The 15,936-nt window shown below is 57.0% G+C and carries 20 protein-coding genes and 2 tRNA genes; 6 read left to right on the top strand and 16 right to left on the bottom strand.

The window, feature by feature from the left end:
• Window positions 1–24 precede the first annotated feature (24 nt).
• The 5 genes from QML71_RS10235 to QML71_RS10215 form a co-directional block, all read right to left on the bottom strand.
• A tRNA-Cys gene (locus QML71_RS10235) sits at window positions 25–98 on the bottom strand.
• Window positions 99–133: 35 nt separating this feature from the next.
• Window positions 134–208 (bottom strand) — tRNA-Gly (locus QML71_RS10230).
• 70 nt (window positions 209–278) lie between these two features.
• The gene (plsY, locus tag QML71_RS10225) at window positions 279–863 is read right to left on the bottom strand and encodes a glycerol-3-phosphate 1-O-acyltransferase PlsY (RefSeq protein ID WP_282011824.1); all 585 of its coding nucleotides are present in this window, start codon (window positions 861–863) and stop codon (window positions 279–281) included.
• 91 nt (window positions 864–954) lie between these two features.
• Complete coding sequence (locus QML71_RS10220) at window positions 955–1,854, bottom strand: sigma-70 family RNA polymerase sigma factor (protein ID WP_282011823.1); 900 nt, start codon at window positions 1,852–1,854, stop codon at window positions 955–957.
• A gap of 16 nt (window positions 1,855–1,870) precedes the next feature.
• Complete coding sequence (locus tag QML71_RS10215) at window positions 1,871–2,629, bottom strand: outer membrane protein assembly factor BamD (RefSeq protein ID WP_282011822.1); 759 nt, start codon at window positions 2,627–2,629, stop codon at window positions 1,871–1,873.
• Window positions 2,630–2,821: 192 nt separating this feature from the next.
• Here QML71_RS10215 and QML71_RS10210 point away from each other — a divergent pair, with 192 nt between their 5' ends.
• Window positions 2,822–3,613, top strand: a complete 792-nt coding sequence (locus tag QML71_RS10210; protein ID WP_282011821.1) for a MotA/TolQ/ExbB proton channel family protein — start codon at window positions 2,822–2,824, stop codon at window positions 3,611–3,613.
• A gap of 3 nt (window positions 3,614–3,616) precedes the next feature.
• Window positions 3,617–4,012 (top strand): ExbD/TolR family protein, encoded by a 396-nt coding sequence (locus QML71_RS10205; protein ID WP_282011820.1) that lies wholly within the window; start codon window positions 3,617–3,619, stop codon window positions 4,010–4,012.
• Window positions 4,013–4,083: 71 nt separating this feature from the next.
• Here the strand turns inward: QML71_RS10205 and QML71_RS10200 are convergent, their stop codons facing one another.
• Window positions 4,084–4,386 carry a hypothetical protein gene (locus QML71_RS10200; RefSeq protein WP_282011819.1) on the bottom strand — a complete coding sequence of 101 codons (303 nt, stop codon included), beginning with the start codon at window positions 4,384–4,386 and terminating at the stop codon, window positions 4,084–4,086.
• Window positions 4,387–4,722: 336 nt separating this feature from the next.
• Here QML71_RS10200 and QML71_RS10195 point away from each other — a divergent pair, with 336 nt between their 5' ends.
• A complete protein-coding gene (locus tag QML71_RS10195; protein WP_282011818.1) occupies window positions 4,723–6,039 on the top strand; it encodes a M18 family aminopeptidase in 1,317 nt (438 codons plus the stop codon).
• A 15-nt stretch (window positions 6,040–6,054) separates the two neighbouring features.
• On the opposite strand, the gene QML71_RS10190 is transcribed toward QML71_RS10195, so the two are convergent.
• Both QML71_RS10190 and QML71_RS10185 read right to left on the bottom strand, forming a co-directional pair.
• A complete protein-coding gene (locus QML71_RS10190) occupies window positions 6,055–6,363 on the bottom strand; it encodes a NifU N-terminal domain-containing protein (RefSeq protein WP_282011817.1) in 309 nt (102 codons plus the stop codon).
• A 17-nt stretch (window positions 6,364–6,380) separates the two neighbouring features.
• A complete protein-coding gene (locus QML71_RS10185) occupies window positions 6,381–6,959 on the bottom strand; it encodes a tetratricopeptide repeat protein (protein ID WP_282011816.1) in 579 nt (192 codons plus the stop codon).
• On the opposite strand from QML71_RS10185, the gene QML71_RS10180 reads away from it, so the two are divergent.
• Both QML71_RS10180 and QML71_RS10175 read left to right on the top strand, forming a co-directional pair.
• A complete protein-coding gene (locus QML71_RS10180; RefSeq protein WP_282011815.1) occupies window positions 6,958–7,161 on the top strand; it encodes a hypothetical protein in 204 nt (67 codons plus the stop codon). The two genes, QML71_RS10185 and QML71_RS10180, sit on opposite strands and share 2 nt — an antisense overlap.
• 34 nt (window positions 7,162–7,195) lie before the next feature.
• Window positions 7,196–7,924 carry a dolichyl-phosphate beta-glucosyltransferase gene (locus QML71_RS10175; RefSeq protein WP_282011814.1) on the top strand — a complete coding sequence of 243 codons (729 nt, stop codon included), beginning with the start codon at window positions 7,196–7,198 and terminating at the stop codon, window positions 7,922–7,924.
• An 81-nt stretch (window positions 7,925–8,005) separates the two neighbouring features.
• Here the strand turns inward: QML71_RS10175 and QML71_RS10170 are convergent, their stop codons facing one another.
• From QML71_RS10170 to QML71_RS10135, 8 genes are all read right to left on the bottom strand, one after another.
• The gene (locus QML71_RS10170) at window positions 8,006–8,797 is read right to left on the bottom strand and encodes an ABC transporter ATP-binding protein (RefSeq protein WP_282011813.1); all 792 of its coding nucleotides are present in this window, start codon (window positions 8,795–8,797) and stop codon (window positions 8,006–8,008) included.
• Window positions 8,794–9,474: a histidine phosphatase family protein gene (locus QML71_RS10165; RefSeq protein ID WP_282011812.1), complete on the bottom strand. Its 681-nt coding sequence runs from the start codon at window positions 9,472–9,474 to the stop codon at window positions 8,794–8,796. The genes QML71_RS10170 and QML71_RS10165 overlap by 4 nt, the downstream gene beginning before the upstream one ends.
• Before the next feature lie 93 nt (window positions 9,475–9,567).
• Window positions 9,568–9,753 carry a hypothetical protein gene (locus QML71_RS10160; RefSeq protein ID WP_282011811.1) on the bottom strand — a complete coding sequence of 62 codons (186 nt, stop codon included), beginning with the start codon at window positions 9,751–9,753 and terminating at the stop codon, window positions 9,568–9,570.
• 499 nt (window positions 9,754–10,252) lie between these two features.
• Window positions 10,253–10,972 carry a DUF420 domain-containing protein gene (locus QML71_RS10155; RefSeq protein ID WP_282011810.1) on the bottom strand — a complete coding sequence of 240 codons (720 nt, stop codon included), beginning with the start codon at window positions 10,970–10,972 and terminating at the stop codon, window positions 10,253–10,255.
• 24 nt (window positions 10,973–10,996) lie between these two features.
• On the bottom strand, window positions 10,997–11,176 hold the full coding sequence (locus QML71_RS10150; RefSeq protein WP_282011809.1) for a hypothetical protein: 180 nt from the start codon (window positions 11,174–11,176) through the stop codon (window positions 10,997–10,999).
• Window positions 11,177–11,182: 6 nt separating this feature from the next.
• Entirely contained in the window at window positions 11,183–11,764 is a 582-nt protein-coding gene (locus QML71_RS10145) for a hypothetical protein (RefSeq protein WP_282011808.1), read from the bottom strand.
• 173 nt (window positions 11,765–11,937) lie between these two features.
• Window positions 11,938–12,726 (bottom strand): HmuY family protein, encoded by a 789-nt coding sequence (locus QML71_RS10140; RefSeq protein ID WP_282011807.1) that lies wholly within the window; start codon window positions 12,724–12,726, stop codon window positions 11,938–11,940.
• Window positions 12,727–12,736: 10 nt separating this feature from the next.
• A complete protein-coding gene (locus tag QML71_RS10135) occupies window positions 12,737–13,588 on the bottom strand; it encodes a hypothetical protein (protein ID WP_282011806.1) in 852 nt (283 codons plus the stop codon).
• A 302-nt stretch (window positions 13,589–13,890) separates the two neighbouring features.
• Here QML71_RS10135 and QML71_RS10130 point away from each other — a divergent pair, with 302 nt between their 5' ends.
• Entirely contained in the window at window positions 13,891–15,888 is a 1,998-nt protein-coding gene (locus tag QML71_RS10130; RefSeq protein ID WP_282011805.1) for a (Fe-S)-binding protein, read from the top strand.
• Window positions 15,889–15,936: the final 48 nt, after the last annotated feature.

The raw sequence follows: 15,936 nt of genomic DNA, 5'->3' as shown, positions 1-15,936 counted from the left end.
ATTTTAAAAGGGGGAAGGTAAAAATGGAGGCACCGGGCGGATTCGAACCGCCGATAGGGGTTTTGCAGACCCCTGCCTTACCACTTGGCGACGGTGCCGGAATGTAAAGGAAACAGAACCTGAAGGAGAAAAATGGAGCGGGAGAAGGGATTTGAACCCTCGACCTCAACCTTGGCAAGGTTGCACTCTACCACTGAGTTACTCCCGCGTTTTTTCCATTTTTTTGGGGATATGCCTTAGGGATTTCATTATATTTTTTGAGGGGCTTTTGTCAAACCCTATTTTTTCAGGAATTTGCTTTCGGTGCCGGCGCGCAGGCGGGCCAGGTTGTCTTTATGCTTGTAAAAGGTCAAAAGCGCCGCGACCCCGGCGACGGCAACGTAGGGAGGCGGGGCTTGAAACGCCCAGCCCAGCACGGGGATGGCCACCGCCGCCGCCAGCGAACCGATGGAGACATAGCCCGTCACCCCCACCAGTACGATGAACAGCAGGGCCCCTGCCCCTGCCGCCGCAGGCATCAAAAATAGATAGATCCCCAGTCCGGTGGCGATGCCCTTGCCGCCTTTGAATTTCAGAAACAGGGAAAAGACGTGCCCGAGGAAGGCGAGCAGTGCCGCCCCGGCGATCTGCCACGGGGCGGTCAGCGTGGTGGCCGCCAGCCAGCAGGCGAGGTAGCCTTTGCCGCAATCGCCGATCAGGGTCAGGATGCCCGCCGTGCGGCCCAGCGTGCGGGCGACGTTGGTGGCGCCGATGTTGCCGCTGCCTTCCTGCCGGATGTCGATTTTTTTGAGCCGCGCAATGAGCAGGCCGAACGGGATCGATCCCAGTAAAAATGCGCACACCCAGACTGAAGCGGTGGTCATGATTTTGTGCTCTGCCAACGGATCGGTTTGGAATGACGGCCGCACCCTTCCGGCTGCGTGACGCGTGGGGATGCCATCGTCATGCCGGGCTTCATTCGAGGTGGTCCTGCAAGGATTCCCCGGCGGAGCGCACCTTCAACCGCATCTTGGCGCGTTTCTCGATCTGCCGCACGCGTTCGCGTGACAGCCCCATGGCCTGGCCGATCTCCTCCAGAGTTTTGGGGTCGCCGTCGAAACCGAAACGCATGCGGATGATTTTTTCTTCGCGCGGCGACAGGTGGTGCAAGAGGTCGTCGATCTTTTGCTTGAGCGTGTCCCGCATGATCTGGTCGTCATACGGGATGTAATTCGGATTTTCCAGAAGATCGAGATACGGTGTGGTTTCGTTGTCCTTGAGCGGTGTGTCGAGCGACAGGTAGGTGCGGTAGGCGCGCATGATGGCCTCGATGTCCTCCACCTTGTAGCCCAGGTCCTCGGCCATCTCCATCGTCGTCGGTTCGCGCTCGAGATCGGAGGTGAGTTTTTTGAACTCGCGCTCGATCTTGTACAGCTTGCCCGCCTGCTTGATGGGAAGTTTCACCGTCCCCGCCTGTTCGGCGAGGGAGTGCATGATGGCCTGGCGGATCCACCACACGGCGTAGGTGATGAATTTGACGTGGCGTTCACCGTCGAAGCGTTTTGCCGCCTGGATGAGGCCGATGTTGCCTTCTTCGATGAGGTCCTGCAGGGACAGGCCGCAGCCGCGGTATTTGTTGGCGACAGTGACAACATATTTGAGGTTGCGCCGCACCAGTTCGTGCATGGCCTGCGCATCGCCCGCCTTGATCTGGCGCGACAGTTCTTCCTCTTCCTCGCGCGCCAGCGGTTTCAGCTTGCTGATCTCGTTCATGTAGTGCGTCAGCGCATCGGGGACGGCGTCCCGGTTATCCTTTTTATCGGAGCGGGCCGGCCGTTTGGGCGATTTGGATGTGTTCAGTTCCTTCTTAGCCATAGGTATTACAATTATATCAGGGAATTTCGCGAAGGCGAGCCCGGGCTTCGCGCACGAAAGGACTGCGCGGATACGATTTCACCAGTTGCGCGTAAAATTTGCGCGCATTCTCAAAGTTCTGTTCGTAATAATAAGACTCTCCAAGCAGAAAATACGCCTCATCCATGAACTCCAGGTCCGGGTATTTGTCGATCAAAGCTTTGAAACGATTGATTGCGGACAGGAAAGAACTGGTCCGGAAATAGAACCGGGCGATCTCCAATTGGTTGTTCGCCAGGCTTTTCAGGCAGTCCTTTTTTTTCTCGCGGGCTTTGGCCGCAAACGGACTGAGCGGATGTTCGTCGATCACCTTCTGAAAAGCGCGGATGGCGTTTTCCGCCGCCGTCTGGTCGCGCAGGGCGTGGTCCATCAATTGATAATCGCAGAGCGCACGGTAGTACATGGCCTGGTCCGATTTGGCATGGGCCGGGTACAACTCGACAAACCGCTGGTAGTGAAACTTGGCTTCGAGGAACTCATCCATGAGAAAATGCGAGTGCGCCAACATCAGCAGGCCTTCCACCCGCTCCGGGCTGTCCGGATATTCCTGCAACAGGTCGTTGAGCTGTTTAATCGCCTCGGGGTAGTTTTTATTTTTAAATATCTCGCGTGCGTTTTTCAGCATGGTGTCCGGCGATTCCTGCTTGGTTTCCAGCGCGGCGCATCCCGCCATCATCAAAACCAGCATCAGCAGGACGAGGGGGGAGCGGAAGGACGGCTTGGGAGTGTGCAACATAGTAAAATCCACGGAATCTCAGAATGACAATGATTTCATAATAGCATTGTTTTATTTAATTTTATTGTAAGATTTCGGGGCTCCGGTTTGCTCCTTGTAATGCCGGAATCGTTCATGATATAAAACCTAAGTGATTGTGATTTCGAGACTAATGCCATGCATGCAGCCAGACAGCCTCAACGCTCCCGCCTTTTGCGTTCCGTTTTCCTGACCCTTTTGGGAATGATGGCCGGGTGGTTCGCAGTGGTGGCCCCCGCCTGGGCGCAGCCGAAACCGAATCCTGTTCCGGCCGAGGAGTGGGGCATCCTGTCCATCATCGAAAAAGGTGGGTTCATGATGTACCCCATCATTTTTTGCTCGATCCTGATGGTGGGCATCGCCATCGAGCGCATGTACAGCCTGCGGCGCAAACGCATCATCAATCCCGATTTCCTGAAAAAAATACGCGACCACTGGAACTGGCGGGACATCCAGTTGGGGCTGCAACTGTGTCATGGTTACGACACGTCGCTGGCGCGCATTTTGAAAGCGGGGCTGTTGCGCTTCGGCGGCAAGGTCGATGAGATCGAGCACGCCATCGAAGGTGCGGGGCAGCACGAAGCGGCGCTGTTGACCTCCAACCTGCGTGTGCTGGGTGCGGTGGCCAACATCACGCCGATGCTGGGCCTGCTGGGCACGGTGTTCGGCATGATCAAGGCGTTCAATGTGATTTCACAAAGCGGCACCGGCGACCCCGGCCTCGTCGCCAGCGGTATCTCGGAGGCGCTCATCACCACCGCCGCCGGCATGGTGGTCGGCATTCCGGCCCTGGCGCTCTACCATTATTTTCGCGGACGCATCGAGCGGTTCGTATTCGAAATGGAAGAGGTGTCGTTTCAGTTGGTGGAGGAACTCTCGTTCGAAGCCATGAAGAAAAACCAGGACAAGCAACGCCGGGAAAGTGAAGCCAAGGCGTCCTCCAAATCCCAACCGTTCCGGACCTGATCCATGTATTTCAAGCGCGAGGAAGAGGAAAATTATTCGCTGGAGTTGACCCCCCTGGTCGATGTGGTGTTCCTGCTTTTGATTTTTTTCATGGTGTCCACCGCGTTCGTGGATTTTCCCAGGCAATTGCAGATCGACCTGCCGACGTCCAAGACCTCCAATGAACTGAAGGAACGCGAGCACCTGGAAATCGAAATGACCGGTAAGGAAAAAATATTCCTGAACGGCAAACCGATCACGGTGAAGGAATTGGAAGCGAAGGTGGAGGCGATTGAGTCCCCCGCGCTGCAGCAGGCGCTCATCCGCGCCGACAAGGCGCTGCCCTACGGGCAGGTGGTGGAGGTGATGGGCATCCTGCAGGCGGCGAAGATCGCCGATATCAGCATCGCCGTCAAGTGACGGTCCCGCCTCAAGCAACGTGCGGCTCTCATCCAATTGAATAAACGGGTTGCCCGGATTCGGGCGCTGCCTCAGCGGGCGGGTTTCTTGGCGAACTGCGGACCGCGGGTCTGGATCCATTCGTTCAGCCAGCGCACTTCGTCGTGCTTGAGAAATTTCAGGACGTGCTTCGGTGTGGGATGATCCTCGTCGTTGATGACGGTGCAGTAATTCCTCTCCACATAGGCGGCGACATGCGCCTTGTATTGAGGAAAGCTTTTGAAGAGTTCGCTGAATATATCCGCCTGGTATTCCGGATCGGTGTTCGACGGATTGAATTTAAGCAGTTTCGGGGTCAGCGGGGTCCCAAATTTCGCGTCCACGACGTCACCCATCAGTCGCTCCTCCTAACGTTCGGGCTTCAAATCAAAGTGTAGAATAGTGCAGTCGGTACCGCAATGGAAACAAGAGATTCGTGCCGGGTTGGGAATAACGCCACCGGGCCATCGTCATGGCTTCCGGGAATCGGTATAAATTATTTAAAAAAAACAGGTTAACGAAGCCCAGGGCGGTCACAAATGTTGCGGGGTTTGTCGCGCCTGGCAGTGCAGGCAATCGGGCCGGTGAACGTGGCGCGGGTTCGGGTTTATAAAGTGTTTTCCCGGCCGCGAATTGCGGTTACCCTGTGGTTTCATTTTTCGCGTGAACATCAACTCAAACAGGGGAATGGGATGAAGCAAGCGGGCAACCAACACCGAGCGCTGGCCGAGGCGCTGTTGCACTACATCGACGCGAGTCCGACGCCGTACCACGCTGTTGCGGAAACGGTGACTCAGTTGGAGGCCAAGGGGTTTTCCGAACTGCGCGAAGCGGATGCCTGGAAACTGAAACCGGGCGGCCGTTATTATGTGGTGCGCAATGGCACCTCGATTGTCGCCTTCATTCCCGGATCGCGTCCGCCGGAGGAGGCGGGCTTCAAGATCGTGGGGGCGCACACGGACAGCCCCAACCTGCGTCTGAAACCCAAACCCGCTTACGAGAAAAAAGGCTACGGCCAACTGGGTGTGGAGACCTATGGCGGCGTGCTGCTGGGCACCTGGACGGACCGCGACCTGTCGCTGGCGGGGCGGGTGATGGTGACGTCGAAACGGGGCGTGCCGGAAGCCCGGCTGCTGCGTATCGATCACCCTCTGCTGCGCATTCCGCAACTGGCCATCCACCTCAACCGCAGCGTCAACGATCAGGGATTGATCCTGAACAAGCAGAGCCACCTGCCGCCCATTCTGACGATGGCGGACACAGCGGCGGCGACGGAAACCGCGTTGAAACAACTTGTGACGAAAGCGGTGAAGTGCAAGCCGGAACAGATCGTCAGCCAGGACCTGATGCTGTTCGATGTGCAACCTTCGGCGTTTGCCGGAGCCGAAGAGGAATTTCTGTTCGCGCCGCGCCTCGACAACCTGGCTTCCTGCCACGCGGCGTTGTGGGCGTTGAAAGAGGCCCCGAAGCAGGATGCGGCGACGCGGCTGCTGGTGTTTTATGACAATGAAGAGGTGGGCAGTGAAACCGCGCAGGGCGGCGGTTCACCGTTTTTGAAGGACACGCTGGAGCGGCTGGCCATGCCTTCCAAACAACCGCGCGAAGCCTTGCTGCGGGCGGTGGCGCAGTCGTTGTTCATCTCCGCCGACATGGCGCACGCGGTGCATCCCAACTATGCCGATCAGCACGACACCCGCCACATGCCGCTCATCAATCACGGTCCCGTGATCAAGTCCAACGCCGGGCAGCGCTACGCCACCGACGGCGAATCCGGCGCCCGTTTCGAGCTGCTGTGCAAAAAGGCGAAGGTGGCGGTGCAGAAATTCGTGATGCGGTCGGACCTTGCCTGCGGCAGCACCATCGGCCCCATCACCGCCGCCAACCTCGGCATCCGCACGGTGGACGTGGGCAACCCCATGCTGTCCATGCACTCGGTGCGGGAGATGGCCGGAGCGCGGGATCATGGCGACATGATCGGCGTGCTGCGGGAATTTTTCCGTCCGGAATGATACGGCGGGTAGGGATCAGCCTTCGATGCGCTTGATGGTTTCGATGATCTTGGAAGTGATGGTGCCCCAACGCACTTTTTCGTCCTTCGTCACCTGCACCTCGTTGCCCAGAATCCAGATGCCCTGCACGCCGCGAATCTGAAACAGGGCGCGGGCGAGGGGGTGATCCTTCGCAAAGTCGGGACCGGAAAACGACAACCCGGTTCCCGGCGGGATCAGGGTTTTGTTCAAACAAAAATTCACCGAATCCGGGTTGCGGGTGATCTCAGGTTTGACTTCCAGCGTCATGGGTACCTCGTGTTGTGAGTCTTGAGTGTCCAGCATCAGATTTCCTCGTTGATCTAGTAAACGTCGCGTTTATAACCGAACCGTTTGCGGACTTCTTCCAGCGTTTTGCGCGTGGCCTCGGCCGCCCGCGCCATGTCCTGCTTTTCAAACAGCAACACGGCCTTTTCGAGATTGTGAATGACCAGCATTTTGAACTGCGGACCTTCGGAGTAATTCAGAAGCGCCCAGCCCAGGTTGCCGTGGGCTTCGGCATTGTCCGGAACGCGGTGCACCACCAGGTTGAGGTGTTCGATGGCCTTGTCCCACTTCTCCATCAAATTGTAAATGTTGCCGAGGCGCAGATGAACATCCATATTGCCCGGTTCCAGCTGCTGCGCCCGTTCGAACGCAGCCGCGGCACGCTCGTATTGGTGCAGCGCCTTGTACGCCAGCCCGAGGTTGAAAAACGGCCCGGTGGCGTCCGGGTTGATCTGGATGGCGCGGTGGTACGCGTCCACCGCTTCCTCCCATTTGCCGGAGGCGCTCAACTGGTTGCCCTGCATCCACCATTGCTGCGCCTCATCCACCTGCGCGTGCGCGGGGGCGCTCAAAAACAACAGGCCCGCCACGATGATCCAGAAGGCGTTCCGCATGGCAGTCTCCTTGATCCCAGAAGGTTCAAATACCGGAAGATTTTATACCAATTGCGGGGCAATTGACAACTTATTGGGCGCGGGGTGGAGCCCGGTCGCGTCCCGTTCCGGCATTCCCGTGCCAATTCAAGGAATTTGGCGGCGGGGGATGGATTTCCCGCTGGAATTGGTGTTTAATGAACGGCGTTTTGTTTCGGCATGAACCTGTTTAATCCTCCCCGCCCGGCGAGCCCCCTATGTCTTCTGATCCTTTGGTGTCCGTGGTCATTCCCTGTCTGAACGAGGAAACCCGGCTGGGGCTTTCCCTGCAGAAACTGGTCGATTATTTCAAGACGCAGGATTACCGCTGGCAGTTGATCGTCATCGACGACGGCAGCACGGACCGCACGACGGAGGTGCCGCACCGGTTTCTTCCGGAAGACCGGTGCCTGGTGCTCAAAAACGATGGCAACCGCGGCAAGGGGTATTCCGTGCGGCGCGGTGTGCTGGCGGCAGCGGGCGAATACGTGCTGATCTCGGACGCCGATCTCTCCACCCCGATCTACGAGTGGGAACGTTTTCTACCCTATCTGCAGGGCAGTTGCGATGTGGTCATCGGTTCGCGCTCGTTGCCGGATTCGAACGTGGTCAAGCGCCAGGCCTGGTACCGGCAGGGCATGGGCCGTGTGTTCAACAAGATCATCCGCATGCTGGTGATCGACGACTTTGTGGACACGCAATGCGGGTTCAAGGCGTTTCGCCGCGATGTCGGCACGCGATTGTTTGAAAAGATGCGTATCGATCATTTCTGTTTCGATGTGGAGATGCTGTTTCTGGCGAAGAAAGCGGGATTGAACGTGCGGGAGCTGCCGGTGGAGTGGCACAACTCGGAAGATTCCCGCGTGCGCATCCTGCAGGACTCGTCGAAGATGCTGCGTGACGCCATCCGCATCCGCATCAACGACCTCATGGGCCGTTACCGCTGAGCGGTTCCTCCCCGCTGAGCGGTTCCTCCCCGCTGAGCGGTTCCTCCCCGCTGCGCGGTTCCTCCCCGCTGAAACTCTACGCTACCGGGCGCCGTCCGGTTGGCAGCCGGTGATCCAGAACCGGCCGTCGTTCTCCTGCACCGTCGCCCGGCAGTCCAACGCTTCGGAAAACGTATCGCTGGTGAGGAGGTCCTGTTTTTTGCCTGCGGCGAAGATGCGTCCGTTTTTAAGCAGCAGCACGTGGGTGATGGCAGGCAGGATTTCTTCGATGTGATGGGTGACGTAGATGAGGCTCATGCGGCGCGCCCGTTTTGCCAGCGAGTCGAGAAAACGCTCGCGGGTGGGGATGTCGAGCCCGGCGCAGGGTTCGTCCAGCACCAGCAGTTGGGGACGGTGCACCAAGGCCCGCGCCAGCAGCACCCGCCGGGCTTCGCCGTAGGACAGATCGAAAAACCGCCGCGAGGCGAGATGCGGAATGCCGAGGTGCTCCATTTCCGCCTGGGCTTTGTGTGTTTGCGTGGCCTGCACCTCTTCCCATAAACCGATGCTGGAAAAGAATCCCGATTCGACCACTTCCAGCGCCGTGACGTTTTGATCGTAATTTTTCTGGAACTCGGCGGAGACGAAGCCGACGCGCTCGCGGATGCCGAAGAGGCCGTACCATTCGCGGCTGTTGAACCAGAACACCTCGCCGCCGTCGATCGGCAGCAACTCCCCGAACAGCAGTTTCATGAAGGTGGTTTTGCCGCAGCCGTTGTTGCCGACCACCGCCCAGTTTTCGCCTTCGCGATGCGTCCAGTTGATGCCGGTCAGCACCTGGTTGTCGCCGCGGTACACCGTGGCGTTTTCAACCTTAATGAGAAACGGTTTCATGAGGCGGGTCTGGCGACCTGGTGTGCGGAGCCGTTCATCAATTCGACGACAACCTGGTCGCGGTAATACTGGATGACGTTGATGGCGGCGTATTCCTGCGCGAAGCGGAACAGGTGGGCGATGGGGATGCCCAGCAGGTGGCTGAGGATGGCGCGGTTGACACCGCCGTGGCTCATGATGGCGATGACGTCGTGCGGGTGTTGCTCGACAATGGCGTGGTAGCGGGGCACCACGCGGTCGGCCAGTTCGCCGAACGTTTCGCCGCCGTCGGCGCGGAACAATTCCGTGTGCTTGATGCGTTTTTCCATTTCGCCGGGATGTTTTTCGGTGAGTTCCTGCAGCGACATGCCTTCCCATTTGCCGAACGACAGTTCGCGCATGTCGGCATAGGCGACAGGCTCCAGATTGTGACGGGCGGCAATCAGGCGAGCCCCGGTGAGGGTGCGTGTGAGATCGCTGGAATAAACGGCTTTGAGCGGCAGCTGACTGAGCGCATCGGCCACCGTCTCCATCTGTGCCATGCCGTTTTGCGACAGGGCGACGTCAAAGTGACCGTTCATGCAGATCTGGCGGGCATTGGCGGTCTCTCCGTGACGGATCAGGTAGATGCGGCAGCCGGGCTCGCCTTTCAATTGACGGGTGCCGGGGTCGGACGGTATGAAGCTTTCAGAAGACACAGAAATGAAATCCAATAAAAAAATGACAAGCCATGGGCTTGTCATTTTTTATACAGCAAACAAAACGGGAATATTGAATCGGGCGTGAGGCGATTAATGACCGCCGCCGCCACCGCTACCGGAAACCCACAGGTAGTGGAACTCCAAACCCTGTACCTTCATCAGCGCAACGTTGATGAGGTAATAGTAGCCCGCCATCAGGATGAACGCGATCAGAAAGTGAATGACCGACTTCGGCGTGACCCACCGTTTCTTTTCTTCGACTTGTGTCTCTTCCATTTGTGAATGCTCCAAATACACTGGTTAGAAAGTTAATCCTAGAGTCGGACCGATGCTCAGCGCCATACGGAGGCGAACCAGTAAAAAAACCACAGACTGAAAATTACGGTAGCGACGTAAATCCAGGGACCAGCTTTTTCTTTGAGTTTTTCGATGTCCATGGGGGTTTCCTTTTCCCTTCTGCAAAGTTGAAAACTGTATGCTAAAAACCTTGACACCTTTAACGGGCGAATGGTACTTTACGCAATCTTAAATTTTTACTTTTATAGATCAAACGACTTTTATGTTTACCGGAAAAGACGGAAAAATCTTTAATGCAATCGTCGCAATTGGCTTGGGCGTTAACGTTTTGTTTGCCATGTACTTGCTGTTGATGTATTTCGAAGTCATTTGATCCAGCGAAAGATATCACCGGATCAGACAGGTGTCAAGGGTAAAAACTCCTTTTTTACCACGAAACCGAGCTTCCCAGCCCCTTGTAGCCAAAGGGGTTACCGTCTTATCCCAGGGCGGTGCGCACGGGATAGAATACATACAGCATCAGGTAGGTGGCAGTGCTTGTCACCAGTATCAGAGCGAACAAAATCATCGTTCCCCGGCCCAGAATGCGGTGCCGCCGGTCTCCATCGGGAAGCAACTTTTCGACCAGCTTTTCAATGCCGATGACCAGCGCGATGGTGAGAAAAATCAGGAAATAGGCGATCATCGAACCGATGGATTTGCCTGCCACCATCAGCACCCCCTGCAAACCCGCCCAAATGGCCAGCAGCCAGAGATAAATGCGTTTGAAACGCGCTGGATTGGCTTTCAGAATCCCGGATTGCAGCGTCCATTTGCCATCGATTTTTTGGGCGGCGCGAAAGCCTTCGATGATCATGTACGGGGTCAGGATCAACCCCAGCGTGACCAGCACCAGATGAATGGTGAGCACCGGGATGAATACGTTGTTGTAAATGCTCTCCGGTCCGCCGAATCCTTCTTTGCCCTCCAGCGACAACACGCCCAGGGATCGTGTGTAGTAGTAGCCGATGAAGTAAACCACCATCGACACCATTGAGACCAGAATCAGCTTGTGGTGCCGCGTGCCGTCGCCTTTTTTGGCCTGCCACCAGGCGAACAGGAACAGGCCGGTGAAGATGACGGCCAGCAGGTAACTGAGATCGGCGCCCAGGGTGCTGGTCTGGATTAGAAATCCGGGTTTTGCGAGGGTTTCCTTCATATCGGCCTGCGGGGGAAGAGGGTGTCAGCTTTCGCCTTTGCCGAGGATCATGGTGCCGCCATAAAAAATGACGGCCCCGGCGACGGAATAATACAACAGAGGTTCCATGCCCACGGGGGTGAAAAACTTGATCACCACAAAGGTGATGATGCCCAGCCCCACGATCTGCATGGCCCGGCCGAGAAAATAGCGGAACGGGTTCATGGGACGTCAGCCTTTCAGGCCGTCGCGGACTTTTTTGTTGGCGTCGATCAGGGTCTGCACGTTGTCGCGGACATACCCCTGAACGGTTTCCTGAACCATGATCAAGGCCAGCTTGCCCTGAACGGTGAAGACACCGGCAATTTCCGGCAATGGTTTGCTGGCACCGGACTGCAACGCCTCGTACCGTTTGATGATTTCATCGTTCTTGTACAGATCCTCCAGCGGATAGCTGTATTGGCACTTGACGTAATCACGTTCCTTCTCGGTGTCCTTTTTGGAATCCCAGACGATGTTCTCCCGCTCAATGGACACCGGCTTCAGGTCATTGGCGTTCAAGATTTTTTTGATCTTGTCAAAGTAAGTGTCCATGGCCTTGTCGTCAGTCACTTCGTCCTGCGGGATTTTGGAACTGATCTCAAAGCCGAGGCGGTTGTCGAGAAGGGTCGGGCGGCTGATCTCGTACGTGATGTCGGCGTGGTTGAAGCGGCGTCCTTTTTTGGGTTTGTACTTTTGCTGCATTTCTTCAATCAGGTGGTTGACGCCTTCGCTGGCGAACTGGTTGAAGAGAATTCCTTTCAAGCTGGGCATGTGGTGGGTCTCCTGCCTGTCTAAATGGTTATCGATCTACCGGCTGCAATCATCCGGGAATAGGTATGAGTCTGGAACCTGCGGAGCCCGGCGCACGCCGAACCTGCGGGAATGGAGATTTTAATACAATTTCCGGGCAAATTTCCAGTTTTCCGCACTGAATGGGCTGGATTTTACATTTTCGGGTTTTCCATCACCGAAGTGGTGGAAAAGGTGCCGGAGTTTTTCAGGAAATTGGCCGAACCGTTGGCCTGGTACGCGTATTTCATCTGGATGCAGCCTGGCTGCTTGTCCGCGCAATAAAAATTCTGAAACTGGATTTTGGCGTAGTTGCCCTCCGCCGTGCGCAGAATATAAATATTCTTGCGGGCGGTCAGCTTGTGGGTGATGTAGTTGTACTTGTACCACTGAGCCAGCACGGGGCTTTCCGTTTCCGTTTGCGTGGAGGTGTCTTTGACGAAATCCCGGTCGAGCGGCACTTCCTCCACGGCATCGTAACTGACTTCTCCCATATCCATCAGACCGGCCTTGCCGAATTTGTTGCTGGCGCCGCCATTGGAAATGATCTTGCCGCGGCGGAAGGCGAGGTCCCATTCCATGGAGGTGCGGTCATGAATCTGAACCGGGCCGCCCCGGGAAAAATCGTAATAGCGCCAGTTCTGGTCATCGCGCGCGTCCACCACCACCACGCGGGACTTCAACAGCTTGGTGTCGGGGGCCAGCTCCGTTTTCAAGGTGCGCCCCATGTTGTCCGGCCCGGTTTTCTTGGTCGCTTCCATGCTGGGCTCGTCCATGGTCTTGTTGAGCTCGGCCAGTTTGACGGGAAGCCACCAGACGGCGATCAAGAGCAGCGTGACGCACAGGTTCAGGATGAAAAGGTTGCGCCACAGCTTGGGTTTCTTGGGAGTTCCCGCGGGCACCGGTTCGTTGTCGTGGAGAGGGCTGTTAAACGGTTCGCTCATGATTCAAAATCTATTTGGGTTCAATGCGTTTTTGGGTTTCTTTGAATACCTGAAATACTTTATTGATCGCCTGCTGGGAAAGTTCCTGTTTGCTCATCCACCGCACCTGTCCTTTGAACAGGTTCTTCAGGGTCGGTTGCTGGGACCCCACATAGCGGGCGGCCCAGATGACTTCTCCCGTTTCGGTGCTGATCAAAAAAGCGCCGAACTCGACGGATGCGGACAGGCTTTCCTTTGTATTGCCGTAGCGGTCTTTGTACTGGTTGCTGAACCGCGTGACCGCGCCGATCAAAACAGCATCCATTTTATCACCAGCATACGGCAAATCATATCCCGGTTGGAAATTTTCGGCGTCGCTCTGGGAATCTTTTTGCCCGGCTCGGGGGTTCTGCGGCGGTAGAGCCTGACCGGGATGGGTCATCTGCAAATGAAATTCGTCCACCATTTTCTGGGGAGGAATGACGTTCAATTGTGGCAGGGTCTCCAGTTGCGTCGCCGCCTGATTGGCCAGAAACGTGCCTGCGTCCGGGTCCCGTTCATGCTCTGGAATCTTGTTTTCAAAACTCACCACGCCAATGCGCCGCAGCCGCTGAAACAGCACCGGGTTGAAAATCTTGCTCTGCACCTGGTCTTCAGGCGGCAGTTGAATCAGATCATAATAGTACCGGGGTATGTTGTGTTTTCCGGTGAACCGTTTCATGTAATCTGGAAACGGATGCGGATCGTTGATATCGTCGCTCAGATTCGGATTCAGGGACGGGTATTGTCCCGTCGGCACCCGTGTCCGGGGGTTGTCATGGACATATGGCTTGGGTTTTTCCTGCGGCAACGGAAAGGCATCGTCCACCGGAAACGCATGCATCGGCGCAGCCCAGCCCATGCAAGCGGCAAAAATGATCAGGTATAATGAATTCCGGCATTGAGCCGCAAAGGGGCGCATGCGATGATGCCTTTTTAAGAGGTGCAAGCGAACGTTCCATATTATGGATGCCATGGTATTAATATAACACAGGGGATGATCCGAACAAACGGGATTTGGGTCGGAAAATTGCTGATTTCACAAGAAGTTATAGGGATTGCGCCGGGCTGGGCCCGATGAGAAATGCGGGCCGGCAGGCCTCGCCGGGGGCCAGGCGCACCCCCTGCCTCGAACGGGATTGATTTATGGACCCCACCACACCGGGGGGCGTGCCCCCCACCTGGCACCCGTGGGTGCTGGGCTTGGCGACTCTGGTTTCCGGAATCGTCTTTATTTATGCTTTATGGCCGAAGTGGCAGGTGCTCCGCCGGGCCCAGCCGGACTCACGTCTGGATCGCCCCGCCGCCCGCATCCTGCACACGCTCAAGGTTGCGTTCGCGCAGTCGAAGATGTTCAAGGACCGCAATGCGGGCTGGATGCATGCGTTCATCTTTTGGGGATTTCTTGTCCTGCTGCTGCGCGCCGCCGAGTTTTTTCTCATCGGTTTTTTCCCGAAGCTGGAAGCCCCCGCCTGGCTGGACGCGCCGCGACATCTGTATTATGCGGTGAAGGATGGCTTCGTCGTGCTGGTGACGGCGGCCTGCCTGTATGCGCTCCACCGGCGGCTGGTGGTGAAACCGAAACGGCTCAACCTGTCTGGCGAGGGCATCCTCATCCTCGTGCTCATCCTTGTCATCATGCTGTCGGACATGGTCTATGAAGGCGCACGGCAGGTGCTGCTGCCGGACACGGCTTCGGCGTGGTCGTGGCTGGGATATCTGGTTGCCCAATCGGGCTTGAGTGGAATGAGCCGTCCCGCGCTGGAAACCATGCAGGCGGTGGGCTACTGGTCGCACGTGCTGGCCATTCTGTTTTTTCTCGATCTGCTTCCGCGGTCGAAGCATTTCCATGTCATCACCTCCATCCCCAACGTCTTCTTTTCGCCGGTCACGCCGGGCAACCAGCTGCACCGCATGGATTTTGAAGACGAGGATCAGGAGTCGTTCGGCGTCAACGTCATCGAGGAGTTCTCGTGGAAAAAGTTGCTGGATTTGCACACCTGCACGGAGTGCGGCCGCTGCGATGTGTTCTGCCCGGCGCTCAACAGCCAGAAACCGTTGTCGCCGAAACAGTTCACCATCGACCTGCGCGATCATTTGAATGCGCGCACGCCGCAGCTTTTGAAGGCCGAGCCGGAGCCGGGACCGGCGGTGATGGGTTCGGTGATCCTCGACGAAACCGTGTGGTCGTGCACCACCTGCGGCGCCTGTGAAGAGGAATGCCCGGTGATGATCGAGTACGTCAACAAAATGATCGACCTGCGCCGGGGCATGGTGCTGATGGAGTCGCGCTTCCCGAAAGAACTCAACGACGCGTTCAAATCATTGGAGACGCACAGCAACCCGTGGGGATTCCCCGGCACCAGCCGTGCCGACTGGGCGGCGTCGCTCGACGTCCCGCAGTGGGACAAAAACAATCCCACGGAGTACCTGTACTTCCCCGGCTGCAACGGCGCCTTCGACAATCGCGGCAAAACGGTGGCGGCCTCGGTGGTGAAAACACTGAAAGCGGCGGGCGTCTCGTTTTCCATCCTCGGCAATCGCGAAGGCTGCACCGGCGACCCGGCGCGCCGCCTCGGCAACGAGTACCTGTTCGACATGCTGGCCACGCACAACGCGGAGACATTTAAAGAGGAAGGGGTGGTCAAGGTCGTCACGCATTGCCCGCACTGCTTCAACTCGTTCAAAAACGAGTACCCGGAATACGGCGTGCACCTGGAGGTGATCCACCACTCGCAATTGTTCGCCGATCTCCTCAAAAACGGCAGGCTGAAACTGCAACCGACCGATGACAAGGTGGTGTATCACGACTCCTGCTACATGGGGCGGCATAATAAGGAATACGAAGCGCCGCGCCAACTCCTCGCCGCCGCCGTGCTATCGGGATCGCTTAAGGAAGTGGAAACCAGCCGTGAGCGCGGCACTTGTTGCGGTGCGGGCGGGGGACGTTTCCTGCTTGAGGAAAACACCGGCACGCGCATGAGCCACAATCGCGTCGATGAACTCATGCAGACCGAACCGGAGACCATCGCCGTGTCCTGCCCGTTCTGCGTGCTGATGATCGAGGACGCGCTCAAGGCGAAGAACCTGAACGAGAAAGTGCGCGTGCGCGACATCTCGGAGATGATCGTGGAGAAGCAGTGAAAGACCGCACGCCGGTTGGTAAGAGGGTGGCTTCCGCTTTCTTCCAAT

The organism is Nitrospina watsonii, from assembly GCF_946900835.1.
In the GTDB taxonomy this organism is placed as follows: domain Bacteria; phylum Nitrospinota; class Nitrospinia; order Nitrospinales; family Nitrospinaceae; genus Nitrospina; species Nitrospina watsonii.
Note: the sequence above shows the minus strand (reverse complement) of the source record. Positions and strands in the feature narration are given on the sequence as shown.